Below are 15,855 nucleotides of genomic sequence, written 5' to 3'. Positions count from 1 at the left end.
CACCGCGCAAATCCGTAGCAGCTGTCGAGCGCAAGCGAGGCTGCGTCGGTCGCGACTCGAGCTTGAATCGGCAGCGCGCCTGACGCAGCCTCGCTTGCGCTCGGCAGCTGCTACGCACTATTGAAGTTGTGTAGATACTCATGCCGAATCGTCTTACCGCCCCTCCCACATTTGATCAGTATTGGTTCAGGTTGATCTGTGCCCTGGCCTGCTTCACCACATTCTCAACCGTAAACCCGAACTGCTCCTGCAACTTCGCCAGCGGCGCCGACGCGCCGAAGCTGTTCATCACCACCTTGGCGCCGGTCTGGCCGACATAGCGGTCCCAGCCCAGTGGCCCGGCCTGTTCCACCACTACCCGGGCCTTCACTGCCGGTGGCAACACGCTGTCGCGGTAGGCCTGGTCCTGGTCTTCGAACAGTTCCCAGCTGGGCATTGAAACCACCTGCGCGGCAATCCCTTCGTTTTTCAACTGCTCATACGCCGCGACCGCCAGGCTGACTTCACTGCCGCTCGCCAGCAGAATCACCTGAGGATCATCCGCCTTCGCCAGCACATAGGCGCCCTTGGCCGCCCCCGATGCCGCTGCGTACTTCGTACGATCCAGCGTCGGCAGGGGCTGGCGGGACAGCACCACGCAACTTGGCCGGTGGGTCTGCGCCAGCGCGACCTTCCACACTTCCAGGGTTTCATTCGCGTCGCCGGGGCGCAGGGTCAGCAACCCCGGCGTGGCGCGCAGTTGGGTCAGGTGTTCGATGGGCTGGTGGGTCGGCCCATCTTCGCCTACGCCAATCGAGTCATGGGTGAAGACGAACACCACCGGCAACTCCATGATCGCGGCCAGGCGGATCGGCGGCTTCATGTAGTCGCTGAACACCAGGAACGTCGAGGTATACGGCCGCAGGTAGGACAGCGCCATGCCGTTGGCAATCGCGCCCATGGCGTGTTCGCGGATGCCGAAGTGCAGGTTGCGCCCGCTGTAGTCGTCGGCGCTGAAACGCCCGGCACCGTCGAAGGTGAGGTTGGTCTTGGTCGAGGGCGACAGGTCCGCCGAGCCGCCGAGCAGCCACGGGATCTGCCGGGCAAAGGCATTCAGTACTTCGCCACCGGCGGCACGGCTGGCCACGCCCTTGGCGTCGGGGTCGAAACCGGGCAGGTCATCCTGCCAATGCTCCGGCATTTCGCCGGCACGCATGCGGCGCAGCTCTTCGGCCAGTTGCGGCTCGTGCTGCTGCAGCTGCGCCAGGCTATGCTGCCAGGCGTCATATAACGGCTGGCTGCGCTCCAGCAGGGCGTCACGCAACACCGTGCGGGCCTCGTCGGGGACCAGGAAGCTGGAATCCTGCGGCCAGCCATACGCAGCCTTGGTCAGGCGGATCTCTTCATCGCCCAAGGGCTCGCCATGGGCGGCGGCGGTGTTGTGTTTGTGTGGCGAACCGTAGCCGATCACGCTGTCGACCACGATCAGGGTCGGCGCGCCGGTGTTGCCCTTGAAGGTGTTCAGCGCCTCGCTCAAGGCCTGCAAGTCATTCGCATCGGTGACGTGCACGGTGTGCCAGCCATAGGCCTGGAAGCGCTTGATCACGTCTTCGCTGAAGGCCAGCTCGGTGTGGCCTTCAATGCTGATGGTGTTGTTGTCGTAGATCCAGCACAGGTTATCCAGCTTCAGGTGCCCGGCCATGGACGCGGCTTCGCTGCTGATGCCCTCCATCATGTCGCCGTCGCCGCACAGGGTGTAGACGTTGTAGTCGAACAGCACCTGGCCGTCGCGGTTGAAGCGCTTGCCCAGCCAGCGTTCGGCCATGGCCATGCCGACGCTGTTGGCGCAGCCCTGGCCCAGCGGCCCGGTGGTGGTTTCCACACCGGTGGTCATGCGGTACTCGGGGTGGCCGGGGGTCTTGGAACTCATCTGGCGGAACTGCTTGATATCGTCCAGGCTGATCGCCGGTTGCCCCGAACGTTTGCCGTGGGCATCGATCTCGACCACACCGGCCAGGTGCAGCAGCGAATACAGCAGCATCGACGCATGCCCCACCGACAACACAAAGCGGTCACGGTTGGGCCAGTCGGGATGCTCGGGGTGGTAGCGCAGGCAGCGGCTCCACAGCGTATACCCCACCGGCGCCAGGCCCATGGGCGTGCCGGGGTGGCCGGAGTTGGCCTTCTGCACGGCGTCCATGGCCAGGGTGCGCAGGGTGTTAATGCATTGGGTGTCGACAGCGGTGGCAGCATGAGTCATGAAACCGTTCTCCCTCGGGTGGCGATCTACAGTGGAGGGCTGGGTGTGGCAAAGGTTTGATCCCATTGCCCGCGCCACGACGAACGGGGATGGATTGACCCTGAACATGACAAGACCGGCTGGAATGGGCTAGCTTCAAGGGGGTAAGCCATTGATCAACATGCGGAGGTACGCCATGCCAGTGAAACACGACCTGTATCAGGATTTGGGGTTGAGCAAGGAAGCCGTTCACGAACGCAGGGCGAACGACAAACGCCTGGACTCGCTGTTCACTCAATACGATGCGGCCGATGGGGAGGTGCTGAAGGCGGAATCGGCCAAGGCCAGCGATGAGGAGGTGGAGAAGCTGAAGAAGAAACGCCTGTTGGTCAAGGACGAGATTGTGGGGCGATTGGGTTAAATGAAAATCTTGACCCACCGGTAGGAGCGAGCTTGCTCGCGAAGAACGTCAACGATTACGCAGCTCTTCTGATTTAACGCGGCGTTCTCAAGTTTTTCGCGAGCAAGCTCGCTCCTACAAAAAGCACAGCGTATTTATTCAGGATTGTCTTAGGGACATCATTCACGCCACTGTCTATGATCCCGCCCGCCCGGCCCTGGGGACTGTTGCGGCGCAAGGATTGCGCCGGTGAGCCGGGTGGGCACTCTCCGTTTTTACACCAGCAGTGTCCGGGTGCATTCATCTATGGAGCGCTGCTGCGTCTCGCCATACACCTTCAATTCATCGACAGTCGTGCGCCCCAGGGCCTTCTCGAATTCGGCCTGGTTCGAATTGGCCGCGTAGTGACTCTGCGCCCCATCCCCCAGGTTCGACTGGAAAATCCCCGCCGCACTCACTGGCAGGAAATCCTCATACACCAAGGGTTCGACAGCCACATGGCCGGCGGCGACCAGTGCCTCCAGTGTGCGCGGTTGATCGGCCTGGCCGCGTGCCGCCAGGCCTTTCTCCGTGGCGAAGTAGCGGAAGTAGGCCAGATCCTGCTCACGCATCTGCCCGTGGTTATCCGGGAAGGCCTGGAAGTGCTGCTCCATCAACTGCATGTAGCGCGCGGCATTGCCCTCGTTGGGGAAGGCGCCCAGTTCGTCGCGCGCGGCATTCAGCAGTTGGTCGTACAGCGCGCGGCCCTTGGGCGTCAGCGCCACGCCACGCTGTTCGATTTCGCCGAAACGCGCGCTATGGCTGCCCTGGGCATCGGTGAAGGCGATGGGTTCGTCGAGGGCCTTGAAGCTGGTCTGGCGCAACAGGATCGGGCACTGGCGGCGGGGCGGCCCTTCGATCACGGCCTTGGGGGTGATGCCCTTGCCGGGCATGGCGGCCTGGACCTGGTCGATGTCCAGGGTGCGCGGGGTCAGGTGGTTGATGTGCGGGCCCTTGAAGGCCACCACGTCGGCGATCAGGCGGTGCTGGTCGCTGAGTTGCTGGTACTGCGCGGCGGTCACGGTCGCGGTGTGGTGCCAGCGGAAGGTTTCCAGGGCCTGGCGCACAAACTCATCGGCATCCGCAGCGTTGAGGCCACCGTCCTTCTCCGCTTGTTCGATCAGCGCCAGGGCGCGGGGAGTGAATATCGAGCGCTTGGCCAGGGCGGTTTCGGCAAACCCGCGCAGCTCGGGGTTTTCGATCAGCTCCAGGCGCAGCAATGAGGTAAACACGCGAAACGGGCTGGTCTGCAGCGCGCTTTCGTGCACGGCGCGGAACGCCGTGGAATGCACCGGGACGCCGGCAGGGGTCAGGTCGTAGTAACCCACCGGCTGCATGCCCATCACCGCGAACAGGCGGCCGATGGTCGCCAGTTCCGCCGCGGTGCCGAGGCGGATGGCGCCATGGCGCTCCATGTCCAGGCGCTGGATCTCACCGGTGCGTTGCAGCTGTTGCGCCAGGCCCGGTTCGCTGGCGAGTACGCGGGCGTTGGTGGCGGCGACCAGCTCCATCAGTGCGCCATACAGCGGAACTTCATCTCGGTACATGTCGGACATGGCCTTGGAAAAGCCCTTGCGGATCTCGTCGGGGCTGACATGTGCGGTGCTGTGCATAGAAAAATTCCTGATGACGCTGATGGGCGCGGCCGATACCTGGATTTTGTTGGGCTGTGGGCGGGCGTGCAAACGAAGAATCCTCTGGACTTCATTCTGCAAATGAATGAAATGACGTGAATATGACAAAAAACGGCGGCAGGGAAATTTCATTTTCCAGGCCCTTTTCTAAAGAAAGCTTCACGAGGTCCGCCCTGGCCGGCATGAAAGAATCGTCACGTTTGCAGAGCCGACAGTGGGTTTGCACGCCAAACACGATAAAAAAACATTCAGGGGCCGCAGTTAATGAAAATTTCTACACTGGCGCTGTCGATCACCGCCGCCGTTCTTGCACAACAGGCTTACGCTGATGACTTCGGGCTCGGCGCGCTGGGCACGGGCAATGGCCACAGCGGCTTTCTCGAAGACAGCCATGCGTCCGTCAGTTCGCGGACCATGTACTACAGCGCAGATAACCGCTCGGGGACCAATAACGACTTGCGCGAAGCTGCTACCGCACTGCGTTTCGACTACAAATCCGGCTTCACCCAAGGCACCGTTGGCCTGGGTTTCGACGTGATGGCCTTCGGCGCCCTGCGCCTGGACGGTGGCGATGGTCACACTGCGGGCCCGGGCCTGGCGGGTAATGGCAACAGCTTCTTCCCAACCAAAAACAACGGCACCGAGCCGGCCGACTCCTTCGGTCGCGCGGCCGGCAACGTGAAGTTCCGCATTTCCCAGACCGAGTTGCATGTCGGTGGTGGCCTGGCGCCGGTGTTGCCGATCCTGGTCTCCAACGACAGCCGCGTGGCGCCGCAAACCTTTGACGGCGGCATCCTCACCTCCAACGATATTCCCAACGTCACCTTCACCGGCGGCGAGCTGAACCGCGCCGAAGGCCGTGCCTCCAGCAACTCCACGGGCTTGAGCGTGGCCGGCGGTACGCGCGACAGCGACAGCTTCAAGTTCGGTGGGGTGGACTACAAGCCGTTTGGTTCGTCCGACAACGCCATCGCAAAAAACCTGACGTTGCAGTACTACTACGCCCAGTTGCAGGACTTCTACAAACAGAACTACGTCGGCCTGGTCCACGTGCTGCCCCTGGGCAACGACCAGTCGTTCAAGACCGACCTGCGTTACTTCGACAGCAGCAGCGACGGCAAGAATGGCGAGAGTGGCTACCAGTTCAACAACAACGGCGGCTACGCCAAGCACGCCAACGAAGTGGACAACAAAACCTACAGTGCCGCGTTCACCTACCAACTGGGCGGCAGCAGCCTGATGCTTGGCCATATCGGCGTGGGTGACGATGGTGGTTTTGTCTGGGTCAACCAGGGCAGCCTTGCCGATCCCCACGCCCAAGGCGCCGGCGGCAGCGACTTCTACCTGTTCACCGACGCAGTGGTGGGCCAGTTCTCCCGGGCGGGCGAGCAGGTCAACTTCGGGCAGTATGCGTATGACTTCAAGGCCTACGTGCCGGGCCTGAAAGCGTCCGTGGCCTACCTGGACGGTACGGATATCAAGTCGAAGGTCGCCGGTGGCCCTGACCAGAAAGAAAACGAAACCGACTTCCGCCTGGACTACGTGGTGCAGGCCGGTCCTCTGAAAGGCTTCGGTACCACCTTGCGTACCGGCACCTATCACGGCAAAAACACCGGCACCGCCGACCAGGACCAGACCCGCCTGATCTTCAACTACACCTACGCCATCTTCTAAGTCTTCATGTGCACCCGGGCGTCATTGGGCTCTACACTGCTCCTCACCTGGTAGGCGATGGAGGACCCGATGACGGCCACACCCGACACCCGAATACTGGACACGATCGAAGGCCAACGCCTGGCGACGCCGGAGGCCGAGCGTTGGCGCGAGTGGGGCCCCTACCTGAGCGAACGCCAATGGGGCACGGTGCGCGAAGACTACAGCGCCGACGGCGATGCCTGGGCTTACTTCCCCCATGAACATGCACGCAGCCGCGCCTACCGCTGGGGCGAGGATGGCCTGGCCGGGTTCAGCGACAAGGCGCAACACTGGTGCCTGGGCCTGGCCCTGTGGAACGAGCGCGACGCGATCCTCAAGGAGCGCCTGTTCGGCCTGAATAACGCCGAGGGCAACCACGGTGAAGACGTCAAGGAGTTGTACTTTTTCGTCGACGGTGTGCCCAGCCATGCCTATATGCGCATGCTCTACAAATACCCCCATGCGGCCTTTCCCTACGCCGACCTGATTGCCGAGAACGCCCGGCGTGGGCTGGGCGATGCCGAGTACGAGATCCTCGATACCGGCGTGTTCGAAGACAACCATTACTGCGACGTCAGCGTCGAATACGCCAAGCACCAGCCCGACGATATTTTCATGCGCGTCACCGTGCACAACCGTTCGCAGCAGCCGACGCGCCTGCAGGTGCTGCCGCAGCTGTGGGCGCGCAATGACTGGAGCTGGACCTCGGATGCGCCCAAGCCGCAGTTGAGGCTGGACGGCGAACACGTGCTGGCCCGTCATCATGCACTGCCCGATCTGCGCCTCAGCACCTGGGGGCAGGAGAGTGTGGAATGGCTGTTCTGTGAAAACGAGAGCAACTTCCCGCGACTGGGCGGGCAACCGGCGCCGGGGCCGTTCAAGGACGGGATCAACGATTATGTGGTTGAAGGGCTGGACGCTGCGATTCGCCGCGACACCGGTACCAAGGTGGCCGCACGCTTTATCCTTGAGCTGGCGGGCCTGCAAAGCAAAAGCCTTTACCTGCGCCTTGCACCCGTGGACGCGCCGGAGGTCAACGCGCGCAAACTGTTTGAGCAGCGTCGCCAGGAAGCCGATGACTTCTACGCCGCCTTGCAGCAAGGCCTCGTCGATGACGACGCGCGCAACGTGCAGCGCCAGGCCCTGGCTGGCTTGCTGTGGTCCAAGCAGCTCTACTATTTCGATGTGAACCAGTGGCTCGACGGCGACCCCGCCCAGCCCGCGCCACCGCCCGAGCGCCTGCATATCCGCAATACCCATTGGCGGCACCTGTCCAACTTCGACATCCTGTCCATGCCCGACACCTGGGAATACCCGTGGTACGCCTCCTGGGACCAGGGCTTCCAGGCGGTGGCGTTTGCCCTGATCGATCCGGGGTATGCCAAGCAACAGCTGTTGTTGCTGGTGAAGGACCGCTTCATGCACCCCAACGGCCAACTGCCCGCCTATGAATGGCGCTTCGACGACGCCAACCCACCGGTGCATGCCTGGGCCAGCTGGCGCGTGTACCAGCAGGACAAGGCGCTGACCGGTGTGGGCGACCTGGATTTCCTCGAGCGGATCTTCCACAAGCTGCTGCTGAATTTTTCCTGGTGGGTCAACCGCAAGGACGCCGAGGGTCGCAACCTGTTCCAGGGCGGCTTCCTGGGGCTGGACAATATCGCCTTGTTCGACCGCTCGGCCGCGTTGCCGCCGGGGTATCAGCTCGATCAGGCCGACGGCACCGCCTGGGTGGCGGCGTATGCGCTGGACTTGATGCGTATCGGCCTGGAGTTGGCCAAGCGCAATGCGGTGTATGTCGATATCGCGGTGAAGTTTTTCGAGCATTTCCTGTATATCGCCGGCGCCATCAACCGCGTCGACGACAGCGCCGAAGGCCTGTGGGACGAGCAGGACCTGTTCTTCTACGACGTACTGCACCGTCCCGATGGCCAGAACGAGCCGGTGCGGCTGCGCTCCATCGTCGGCCTGATGCCGTTGTTTGCCGTGCTGGTGCTGGAGCAACGCGAACACGAGGGGCTGGAAGGGTTGCGTGAACGGCTGTTGGGGTTCATGCACCACCGGCCGGACCTGGCCAAACTGGTGTCGCGCTGGAACGAACCGGGGCAGGGCAATCGCCTGTTGCTGGCGCTGTTGCGTGGCGAGCGCACCAAGGATTTGCTGCGGCGCATGCTCGATGACGACGAATTCCTCTCGGCCTTTGGCGTGCGTTCCCTGTCCAAGGCGTTCGCCGAGCAGCCACTGGCGCTGAAGATGAATGGCGACACCCTGTGCGCCCGTTACCAGCCGGGTGAATCCGACTCGCGCCTGTACGGCGGCAATTCCAACTGGCGCGGGCCCTTGTGGATGCCGGTGAACTACATGCTGATCGAATCGCTGCGCGAATTTCACCGCTACTACGCGGACAACTTCTCGGTGGAATACCCCACGGGCAGCGGGTATCTGGCATCCCTGGAGGACGTGGCCGACAGCCTCAGCCAGCGGATGACCCGCCTGTTTCTGCGGGATGAAAACGGTTCACGACCGTCGATGGCGGGGTATGCGCAGTTGGAGGCGGACCCGGCCAGTCGTGACCTGGTGTTGTTCCATGAGTATTTCCATGGCGAGACGGGGCGGGGGTTGGGGGCTTCGCACCAGACCGGATGGAGTGCGTTGGTGGCGTTGCTGCTACAGCCCAAATGCGGGAGGGGGCTTGCCCCCGATAGCGGTGGGTCAGTCAACTGATGACGCGACTGACAAACCGCCATCGGGAGTAAGCCCCCTCCCACAGGGATTCAGGGTTGCCCGTGAATCAGGAAGGGAACAGTTCGCTCAGCTTCATGGCCAGCATCATGTCGCCTTCGGTGCGCAGCTTGCCGCCCATGAAGGCCTGCATGCCGTCGGTGGAACCGTCGACGATGCCCTCCAGGGTCTCGCTGTCCATGACCAGGGTCACTTGGGCGTCCGGGTTTTCGCCTTCCTGCAGTTCGCAGGTCTTGTCTTTGACCACCAGGGAAAAGTTCTTGGTGTCGTCGATACGGAAACCGAACACCAGGTCCAAGCCTTCGGCAGCGCTTGGGTTGAATTTGGCTTTCATTGCTTCTACGGCTTTAGCTACGTCAGTCATGGTTTCGATCCTTTTATGGTGAGTCCAGTGACCTTGGGGTCACGGTTGGCCGCACTTCATCGGAAGGTGATGAGTTGCGGCGCCTTCAACAGTTGCAAGTGGGTGTGACTGTTGAAGGAAGCCAGTGCCACCTCGCGACCGCGGAATTTCAGCTGGTTGAGCGAGGTGTTAACAATTTGCCAGTTCAGTTCGAAGGCCTGGGCGGCAGGCATCCGGGTAATCAGGTGGAGCAGGGCGGTGATGGTGCCGCCGGAGGTGAACACCGCGATCTTCTGCGTGTTGTCCGCCGCTTCCAGAATGCGTTGCAGGCCACCCTGGACGCGCTCGACGAACCCCAGCCAGCTTTCCAGCCCCGGGGGGTCATAGGTGCCGGCCAGCCAGCGCTCGATGATCAGGGCGAAGATGCGTTGGAACTCGCTGCGGTTTTGCGCGGCGTTGCGCAGGATGTCCAGGGCGTCGGGTTCGCTGCCGAGCAGGTCGGGGAGCAGGGCGCGGATGATTGCGTCGGCGTCGAATTCGTTGAAGGCGCTGTCGGTTTCCAATGCAGGCACCGGCAGGCCGAGGGTGCTGTATTGATCGAAGGCGGCAGTGGCGGTGTGCTGCTGGCGGCGCAGGTCGCCGGCGATGCAGCGGTCGAACACCAGGCCCATATCCGCCAGGTGGCGGCCGAGCACTTGCGCTTGTTCCACGCCGACGGGCGACAGCACGTCATAGTCGTCTGCACCGAAGGAGGCCTGGCCATGTCGAATCAAATAGATGCTGCCCACGTCCGTTTTCCCGGTACGTTGAAAGTCTGGCGAGGTTATGAGGATGCCAGGGTGCTGTCAATGAAAAAACATACGCTTGTTTTAAAAGCTCGTTGGAGCGCGTTCCTGCTGGCGGTTTGAGCACTGGCCGCCCGGCGATCCCGTCGGTATGCTTGGGCAATCCGCGCCTGGCGCCGTGCATTGTTAAGGAGACACATGGATTTTTTGGCTGAATACGCGAGCTTTCTGGCGAAGACTGTCACCCTGGTGGTCGCTATTCTGGTGGTCTTGATCAGCTTCGCGGCACTGCGCAGTAAAGGGCGTCGCAAAGCCGCCGGCCAACTGCAAGTCAGCAAGCTCAATGACTTCTATAAGGGCCTGCGTGAGCGCCTGGAGTCGAGCCTGCTCGACAAGGAGCAGCTCAAGGCCCTGCGCAAGTCCGAAAGCAAAGCCGAAAAGAAGAACGGCAAGAAGAAACCCGAGGTCAAGCCACGGGTGTTCGTGCTGGATTTCGACGGTGACATCAAGGCCTCGGCCACCGAGAGCCTGCGCCATGAAATCACCGCGCTGCTGAGCCTGGCCACGCCCAAGGACGAAGTGGTGCTGCGCCTGGAAAGCGGCGGCGGCATGGTCCACAGCTACGGCCTGGCGTCGTCGCAACTGGCGCGTATCCGCCAGGCGGGCGTGCCGTTGACCGTGTGCATCGACAAGGTCGCGGCCAGCGGCGGCTACATGATGGCGTGCATCGGCGAGAAGATCATCAGCGCACCGTTTGCCATCCTCGGCTCCATTGGCGTGGTGGCGCAGTTACCCAACGTCAACCGCCTGCTGAAAAAGCACGACATCGACTTTGAAGTGCTGACCGCCGGCGAGTACAAGCGCACCCTCACGGTGTTTGGCGAAAACACCGAGAAAGGCCGCGAGAAGTTCCAGGAAGACCTGGACATCACCCATCAGCTGTTCAAGAACTTCGTCTCGCGTTATCGCCCACAGCTGGCGATTGATGACGTAGCGACCGGAGAGGTGTGGCTGGGTGTTGCCGCGCTGGATAAGCAACTGGTCGACGAACTGCAAACCAGCGACGAATACCTGGCCACCAAGGCCAAGACCGCCGAAGTGTTCCACCTGCACTATGCCGAGCGTAAAAGCCTGCAGGAACGGGTGGGCCTGGCGGCCAGCGGCTCGGTAGATCGGGTGCTGCTGACCTGGTGGAGTCGCCTGACCCAGCAACGCTTCTGGTAAGGCCCTTTGAGGTATAGGTAATACCTGTGGGAGGGACGGTGCGACGATTCGACTTGCCCCCGATGGCGGCCTGACAGCCGACCAGGCCGACCAGGATGTTGGATCAGACCGAGTACATATCCGTTGCTTCGGTAACGGCGGCTATTGGTTCCGCCCTTACGGCGGCTCACTTTTGAAAAGCGCAAAAGTAAGCAAAACGCTTCGCCCCACCACTCGGCACCTCGCCTACGCTCGGTGTGCCCGTAATCCGACAGTGATTTGGGGGGCCGCCGCCACGCGCCATCCATGGCGCGGGGCGGCTAAACCGGCATCCCTGCCGGTTTACCCCCCAAATCACTATCGAATTCCGGCCAGCGTGGTTTAACGGGGCGCCTGAGATCAAGATCAAGAGCCGCTCGCTTCGCATCGTGGTTAGCGTTGGCTGCTACAAAGTTTTGTAGATACCTATGCTCATCGGGGGCAAGTCGAATCGGCGCACCGTCCCTCCCACATTCAGTTCGGTGTGGGTATCGGCTTGCGCATCAGCCTCCCCACCACCAGCGCTCCGAGCAATCCCAGCACACCCGCCACCCACAATACGTAACTGAATCCACCCACAAACGCCTGCCGCGCCAGCGGTTGCACCATCGCCCGTGCCGGCTCGGGCAACAAGCCCATTGCCGCCGGCATATCCCCGGCCACCACCCGTGAAGCAATCCCCGCCACCTGCGCCTGCCATTGCGTGTCGATACGTGCGCGCAACACGTGCTCGCTGTGGCTGCTCAGCAGTGCGCCATACACGCCAATCGCCAACATGATCGCGCTGAACCGCATGGTGGTGCTCATGCCCGACGCCATCCCCGCACGGTCCCGTGGCACGCAGGCCATGATGTTTTTTTGCGTATCACCATTGAGCAAACCGGCACCGGCACCGGTGACGGCAATCGCCAGGGCGAAGGGCAGGTAGCCGCCGATATTCACCGCCCAGGCACTTAGCAGGTTGCCGCAGCCCACCAGGGTCAACCCGGTTGCCATCATCGTTGCCGGTGCGAAGCGCCCCGCCAGCCGCGCGCCGATCCGGGGACAGACCAGCATGGTCAGGGCGAACGGCAGCATGCCCAGGCCCGAGGCAATCGCGGAGAAGCCCAGGCCGTTCTGCAGATAGAACGGCAGCAGCGTCATCATCACTTGGGCACAGCCGGCGTAGGCAAACATCCCGAGCAAGGCGCCGATAAAACGCGGGTGGCGAAACAGTTGCAGGTCCACCATGGGCCGCCGCTGCACACGTTCGACCCCTACAAATACACCCAGCAACACCGCACCGCCGATCAGGCGTGCATAGGTCAGCGGGTTATCCCAGCCGATACGGTTGGCCTCGATCAGGCCCCAAATCAGGCACAACAGGCTCGCGCTGAAGGCCAGGCTGCCCCACGGGTCGAGGCGGGCGGATTGGCTATCGCGGGATTCCGCAATGGCGTGCAGCACCAGGCTCATCAGCGCCAGGCCCACGGGCAGGTTGAGGTAGAAAATCCAGCGCCAGCCCAGGTACTCGGTGATCACGCCGCCCAGGGTCGGTGCGGCCGTCATCGCCACGCCCATGCATGCGCCCCAGAACGCCCAGGCCTTGGCCCGCTCGACTTCATCGTGGAAGGTATGGCCAATGGAGGCCAGGGCTGACGTGAGCAGTAACGCTGCGCCGACGCCCTTTACCGCGCGGGCGATATCCAGCCACAACGCACTCGGCGCCGCCCCGCAGCCAAGGGAGGCGAGGATAAAAATACTCAGGCCCCAGACCAGGGATTTCTTGCGCCCGAACCGGTCGGCAAGGCTACCGGCCGGCAGCAGCAAGGCGGCAAACGCCAGCATGTAGGCGCTGACCACCCACTCGATATCGGCAAAGTTCGCCCCCAGGTCGCGAGCGATGCTCGGCAGGGTCACGGCGACGATATTGGTGTCGAGCACGATCAGCGAGCAGACGCCGGACGCGGTCAGCAACGTCAGGCGCGGGTTGACTCGGCTCATGATTGGATTACCTTACAGGCAATAGGGGAAATGCAGTTGATGGGCATCGCAAGGGCGCTCCAGTGGTGAGGTGCTTCGAGCTTATCCCTGGCCACTGCTGGTATTGTTAGCCACTGTGGAGCACTTCATTACCTTTGAGCTAATCCTGTTATGGATATCCGCCATTTTCGCTACTTCCTCGCCGTGGCCCGGCAGCGCAACTTCACCCGTGCCGCCGAGCAATTGGGCATTGCGCCACCGACCCTGAGCCGGCAGATCCAGGACATGGAAACCAGCCTGGGCACGCGCTTGTTTATCCGCCGGCAACGCGAAGTCAGCCTCACCGAAGCCGGCGCCGCCTTGCTGGTCGAGGCCGAAGCCACCGTGCGCCAGTTTGAATTCGCCCAACGCCATGCCCAGCGTGCCGGGCGTGGCGAGATCGGCCATATCGAATTGGGTTACGTGGCTTCGGCGCTGTACGCCGGGCTGTTGCAGCGGCAGATGCGTGCGTTCGGCCAGGCATTTCCCGACGTCAGCGTGACGGTGCGCGAATGCGCCATGGCCACGCTGCCGAGTGCGGTGGCGGACGGGCGCTATGACATCGGCTACATCCGCTCGCCGATGACCTTGCCCGAGGGGGTGGAGGCGGTGCGCCTGGACGGCGAAGGTTTTGTCCTGGCGCTGCCCCAGGATTCCTGGCTGTTGGGGCTCGCGGCCATAGGCTGCGAACACCTGCAAAACGAGACATTTATCCTGCCGGAGCAAATCAGCGGCACCCTGCATATCGCCGCGCAAGGCGGTTATGCTCCGCGCCTGGGGCCACAGCCGGGCGGGCTGGTCGCGGTAGTGGCGCTGGTGTCGATGGGGCAGGGCGTGGCGGTGGTGCCCGCGTCAATGGTCGGGCATGTGCAGTTGCCGGGCGTGGTGTACCGCAGCATTCAGGGCTGCGATGCATCCTCGTGGCTGTCGCTGATTCACCGGCGCTTCGAGAAAGCGCCGGCGGTGGCGCGGTATATCCAGCAGGTCAAGCACTCAGGCGCGGCTGCACCGAATCCGCCAGGCGCGTAAGGATCAGGCAGCACGACACCGCCCCCGCATCCAGCACGCCGAGTGAGCGCTCGCCCAGGCGACTGGCGCGGCCGATCTTCGCCACCAGGTCCTTGGTGGAGTCGCGCCCCTGGGAGGCGGCGGTTTTCATCGCCTCCAGTGCATCACTGAAGGACGCCCCCGAGGCGTGCGCGCGCTCGAAGGCTTCCACCGCCGGGATCAATGTGTCCATCAGGCACTTGTCGCCCACGCCCGCTTCGGTGATGTCCTGCAACGAGGTCAGGCCGCCGCGCAACAGGTGGGCGAAGGTGGCCGCGTCGATGTCGTCACGGCCACGCACTTCGTCGGCCATGCCGATAAACAGGCTGCCATACAACGGCCCCATGGAGCCGCCGATGCCTTCCATCAGGCTTAGGGTCAGTTCATCCAGGGCTTCGGCGAGGGTCAGTTGGCGACCTTCGATCGTGCGCCCGCAATGGGCGAAGCCCTTGGCCATGTTGATGCCATGGTCGCCGTCGCCAATCGCGCCGTCGACTTCGCTGAGGTATTCACGGTTGGCCACGATCACGCTGACCAGGTCGGTGACGATGGCGCTGCCGTGGTGGCTGGAAAAATGCTGGCTCATGGTTCAGTCCGCCTGGGTCATGCCGATGGAGCGGCAGGGTTGGTCGATCAGGGTTTTCAGCTCGGCGTCGAGGCCGAGCAGGGTCAGGGTCACGCCCATCATTTCCAGGGAGGTGAAGTAGTTGCCGACGTAGCAGCGGTGAATCTTCAAGCCCTTGGCCTTGAGTTGGCGTTCGACCTCGGCATAGAAAATATACAGCTCCATCACCGGCGTGGCGCCAAGACCGGAGACCAGCACCACCACGCTGTCATCCTGGCTGAAGTCGCGGTCGGCGAGGATCGGCGCGAGCATGCGCTCGGCCATGGCGGCGGCGGATTCGATCGGGATGACCTCAATGCCCGGTTCGCCGTGATGGCCGATGCCCAGTTCCATCTGGCCGTCGGGGATCTGGAAGTTGGGCTTGCCCACGGCGGCAATGGTGCAGGGCGTGAGGCCGATGCCAATCGAGCGGCACTGGTCGACGGTTTTCTGCGCGACGCGAATCACGCCGTCGAGGTCGTAGTGCTGGGCGGCTGCGGCACCGCCGATCTTCCACATGAAGATTTCCCCGGCCACGCCTCGACGTTTGGCGATCTCGGCCTTGGGCGCGGAGGCCACGTCGTCGTTGGCGACCACGGTGCGGATGCGCATGTCTTTGCTGGCGGCCATTTTCATCGCCAGCTTCACGTTCATATTGTCGCCGGCATAGTTGCCGTACAGGCAGGCCACGCCGGCGCCATGGTCGGCAGCGCGGAAGGCGTCGAAAAAGCTCTTGGCGGTGGGCGAGGAGAAAATCTCGCCGACGGCCACCGCGTCGACCAGGCCGGGGCCGACATAGCCGAGAAAGGCCGGCTCATGGCCGGAGCCGCCCCCCGTGACAATGCCGACACGCCCTGGCCCGGAAGGCCTGGCCTTGACGATCACCCGTGGGTTGCTTTCGTACTGGCGCAGTTCGGGGTGCGCGACCAGGATGCCGCGCAGCATGTCCTCGACCACTTGGTCCGGATCGTTGATGACTCGATTCATAACGCGGGTTCCTGTGTTCTTTTTGTAGGGGCGAGCTTGCTCGCGAAAAGCGTGAAGACACCGCGTTTATCCAGAAGCCCCGCGTTATCGTTGTCGACCTTCGCGAGCAAGCTCGGCT

General features: G+C 62.8%; 12 protein-coding genes. 5 read left to right on the top strand and 7 right to left on the bottom strand.

What is annotated here, in order from left to right:
- Positions 1 to 175 precede the first annotated feature (175 nt).
- On the bottom strand, positions 176 to 2,239 hold the full coding sequence (tkt, locus tag V3W40_RS05775) for a transketolase (RefSeq protein ID WP_330214610.1): 2,064 nt from the start codon (positions 2,237 to 2,239) through the stop codon (positions 176 to 178).
- Positions 2,240 to 2,414: 175 nt separating this feature from the next.
- Here tkt and V3W40_RS05770 point away from each other — a divergent pair, with 175 nt between their 5' ends.
- Positions 2,415 to 2,639 (top strand): DUF465 domain-containing protein, encoded by a 225-nt coding sequence (locus V3W40_RS05770; RefSeq protein WP_027608652.1) that lies wholly within the window; start codon positions 2,415 to 2,417, stop codon positions 2,637 to 2,639.
- A gap of 254 nt (positions 2,640 to 2,893) precedes the next feature.
- Here V3W40_RS05770 and hglS read toward each other — a convergent pair whose 3' ends face one another.
- Entirely contained in the window at positions 2,894 to 4,270 is a 1,377-nt protein-coding gene (gene hglS / locus V3W40_RS05765; RefSeq protein WP_065948186.1) for a 2-oxoadipate dioxygenase/decarboxylase HglS, read from the bottom strand.
- Positions 4,271 to 4,555: 285 nt separating this feature from the next.
- Between hglS and V3W40_RS05760 the strand changes: the two genes are divergently transcribed.
- The gene (locus V3W40_RS05760; protein ID WP_065941962.1) at positions 4,556 to 5,965 is read left to right on the top strand and encodes an OprD family outer membrane porin; all 1,410 of its coding nucleotides are present in this window, start codon (positions 4,556 to 4,558) and stop codon (positions 5,963 to 5,965) included.
- Positions 5,966 to 6,034: 69 nt separating this feature from the next.
- Complete coding sequence (locus V3W40_RS05755) at positions 6,035 to 8,710, top strand: MGH1-like glycoside hydrolase domain-containing protein (protein ID WP_330214609.1); 2,676 nt, start codon at positions 6,035 to 6,037, stop codon at positions 8,708 to 8,710.
- A gap of 67 nt (positions 8,711 to 8,777) precedes the next feature.
- Here the strand turns inward: V3W40_RS05755 and V3W40_RS05750 are convergent, their stop codons facing one another.
- Both V3W40_RS05750 and V3W40_RS05745 read right to left on the bottom strand, forming a co-directional pair.
- Positions 8,778 to 9,092, bottom strand: a complete 315-nt coding sequence (locus V3W40_RS05750; RefSeq protein WP_005788868.1) for an SCP2 sterol-binding domain-containing protein — start codon at positions 9,090 to 9,092, stop codon at positions 8,778 to 8,780.
- 56 nt (positions 9,093 to 9,148) lie between these two features.
- Positions 9,149 to 9,859, bottom strand: coding sequence for a histidine phosphatase family protein (locus tag V3W40_RS05745; protein ID WP_092356735.1), 711 nt, complete (start codon positions 9,857 to 9,859; stop codon positions 9,149 to 9,151).
- 195 nt (positions 9,860 to 10,054) lie between these two features.
- Between V3W40_RS05745 and sohB the strand changes: the two genes are divergently transcribed.
- A complete protein-coding gene (gene sohB / locus V3W40_RS05740; RefSeq protein ID WP_065927176.1) occupies positions 10,055 to 11,080 on the top strand; it encodes a protease SohB in 1,026 nt (341 codons plus the stop codon).
- 492 nt (positions 11,081 to 11,572) lie between these two features.
- On the opposite strand, the gene V3W40_RS05735 is transcribed toward sohB, so the two are convergent.
- Complete coding sequence (locus V3W40_RS05735) at positions 11,573 to 13,081, bottom strand: MFS transporter (protein ID WP_330214608.1); 1,509 nt, start codon at positions 13,079 to 13,081, stop codon at positions 11,573 to 11,575.
- Between the two features lie 150 nt (positions 13,082 to 13,231).
- On the opposite strand from V3W40_RS05735, the gene V3W40_RS05730 reads away from it, so the two are divergent.
- A complete protein-coding gene (locus tag V3W40_RS05730; protein WP_065927174.1) occupies positions 13,232 to 14,128 on the top strand; it encodes a LysR family transcriptional regulator in 897 nt (298 codons plus the stop codon).
- Here V3W40_RS05730 and dhaL read toward each other — a convergent pair.
- Positions 14,085 to 14,732, bottom strand: a complete 648-nt coding sequence (gene dhaL, locus V3W40_RS05725; RefSeq protein ID WP_065927173.1) for a dihydroxyacetone kinase subunit DhaL — start codon at positions 14,730 to 14,732, stop codon at positions 14,085 to 14,087. The genes V3W40_RS05730 and dhaL overlap by 44 nt on opposite strands.
- Before the next feature lie 3 nt (positions 14,733 to 14,735).
- Entirely contained in the window at positions 14,736 to 15,737 is a 1,002-nt protein-coding gene (locus V3W40_RS05720) for a dihydroxyacetone kinase subunit DhaK (protein WP_065948190.1), read from the bottom strand.
- Positions 15,738 to 15,855 lie beyond the last annotated feature (118 nt).

It is taken from the genome of Pseudomonas sp. AM8, from assembly GCF_036346475.1.
Classification (GTDB): Bacteria; Pseudomonadota; Gammaproteobacteria; order Pseudomonadales; family Pseudomonadaceae; genus Aquipseudomonas; species Aquipseudomonas marginalis.
The sequence above is the reverse complement of the archived record's forward strand: the minus strand, read 5'-3'. Positions and strand labels throughout refer to the sequence as shown.

What these genes read in the sequence shown, in the direction of transcription:
- sohB (WP_065927176.1), top strand. Translation starts at nt 10,055, where the DNA reads ATGGATTTTTTGGCTGAATACGCGAGCTTTCTGGCGAAGACTGTCACC.
- V3W40_RS05760 (WP_065941962.1), top strand. Translation starts at nt 4,556, where the DNA reads ATGAAAATTTCTACACTGGCGCTGTCGATCACCGCCGCCGTTCTTGCA.
- V3W40_RS05720 (WP_065948190.1), bottom strand. Translation starts at nt 15,737, where the DNA reads ATGAATCGAGTCATCAACGATCCGGACCAAGTGGTCGAGGACATGCTG.
- V3W40_RS05735 (WP_330214608.1), bottom strand. Translation starts at nt 13,081, where the DNA reads ATGAGCCGAGTCAACCCGCGCCTGACGTTGCTGACCGCGTCCGGCGTC.
- V3W40_RS05770 (WP_027608652.1), top strand. Translation starts at nt 2,415, where the DNA reads ATGCCAGTGAAACACGACCTGTATCAGGATTTGGGGTTGAGCAAGGAA.
- hglS (WP_065948186.1), bottom strand. Translation starts at nt 4,270, where the DNA reads ATGCACAGCACCGCACATGTCAGCCCCGACGAGATCCGCAAGGGCTTT.
- dhaL (WP_065927173.1), bottom strand. Translation starts at nt 14,732, where the DNA reads ATGAGCCAGCATTTTTCCAGCCACCACGGCAGCGCCATCGTCACCGAC.
- V3W40_RS05750 (WP_005788868.1), bottom strand. Translation starts at nt 9,092, where the DNA reads ATGACTGACGTAGCTAAAGCCGTAGAAGCAATGAAAGCCAAATTCAAC.
- V3W40_RS05730 (WP_065927174.1), top strand. Translation starts at nt 13,232, where the DNA reads ATGGATATCCGCCATTTTCGCTACTTCCTCGCCGTGGCCCGGCAGCGC.
- V3W40_RS05755 (WP_330214609.1), top strand. Translation starts at nt 6,035, where the DNA reads ATGACGGCCACACCCGACACCCGAATACTGGACACGATCGAAGGCCAA.
- tkt (WP_330214610.1), bottom strand. Translation starts at nt 2,239, where the DNA reads ATGACTCATGCTGCCACCGCTGTCGACACCCAATGCATTAACACCCTG.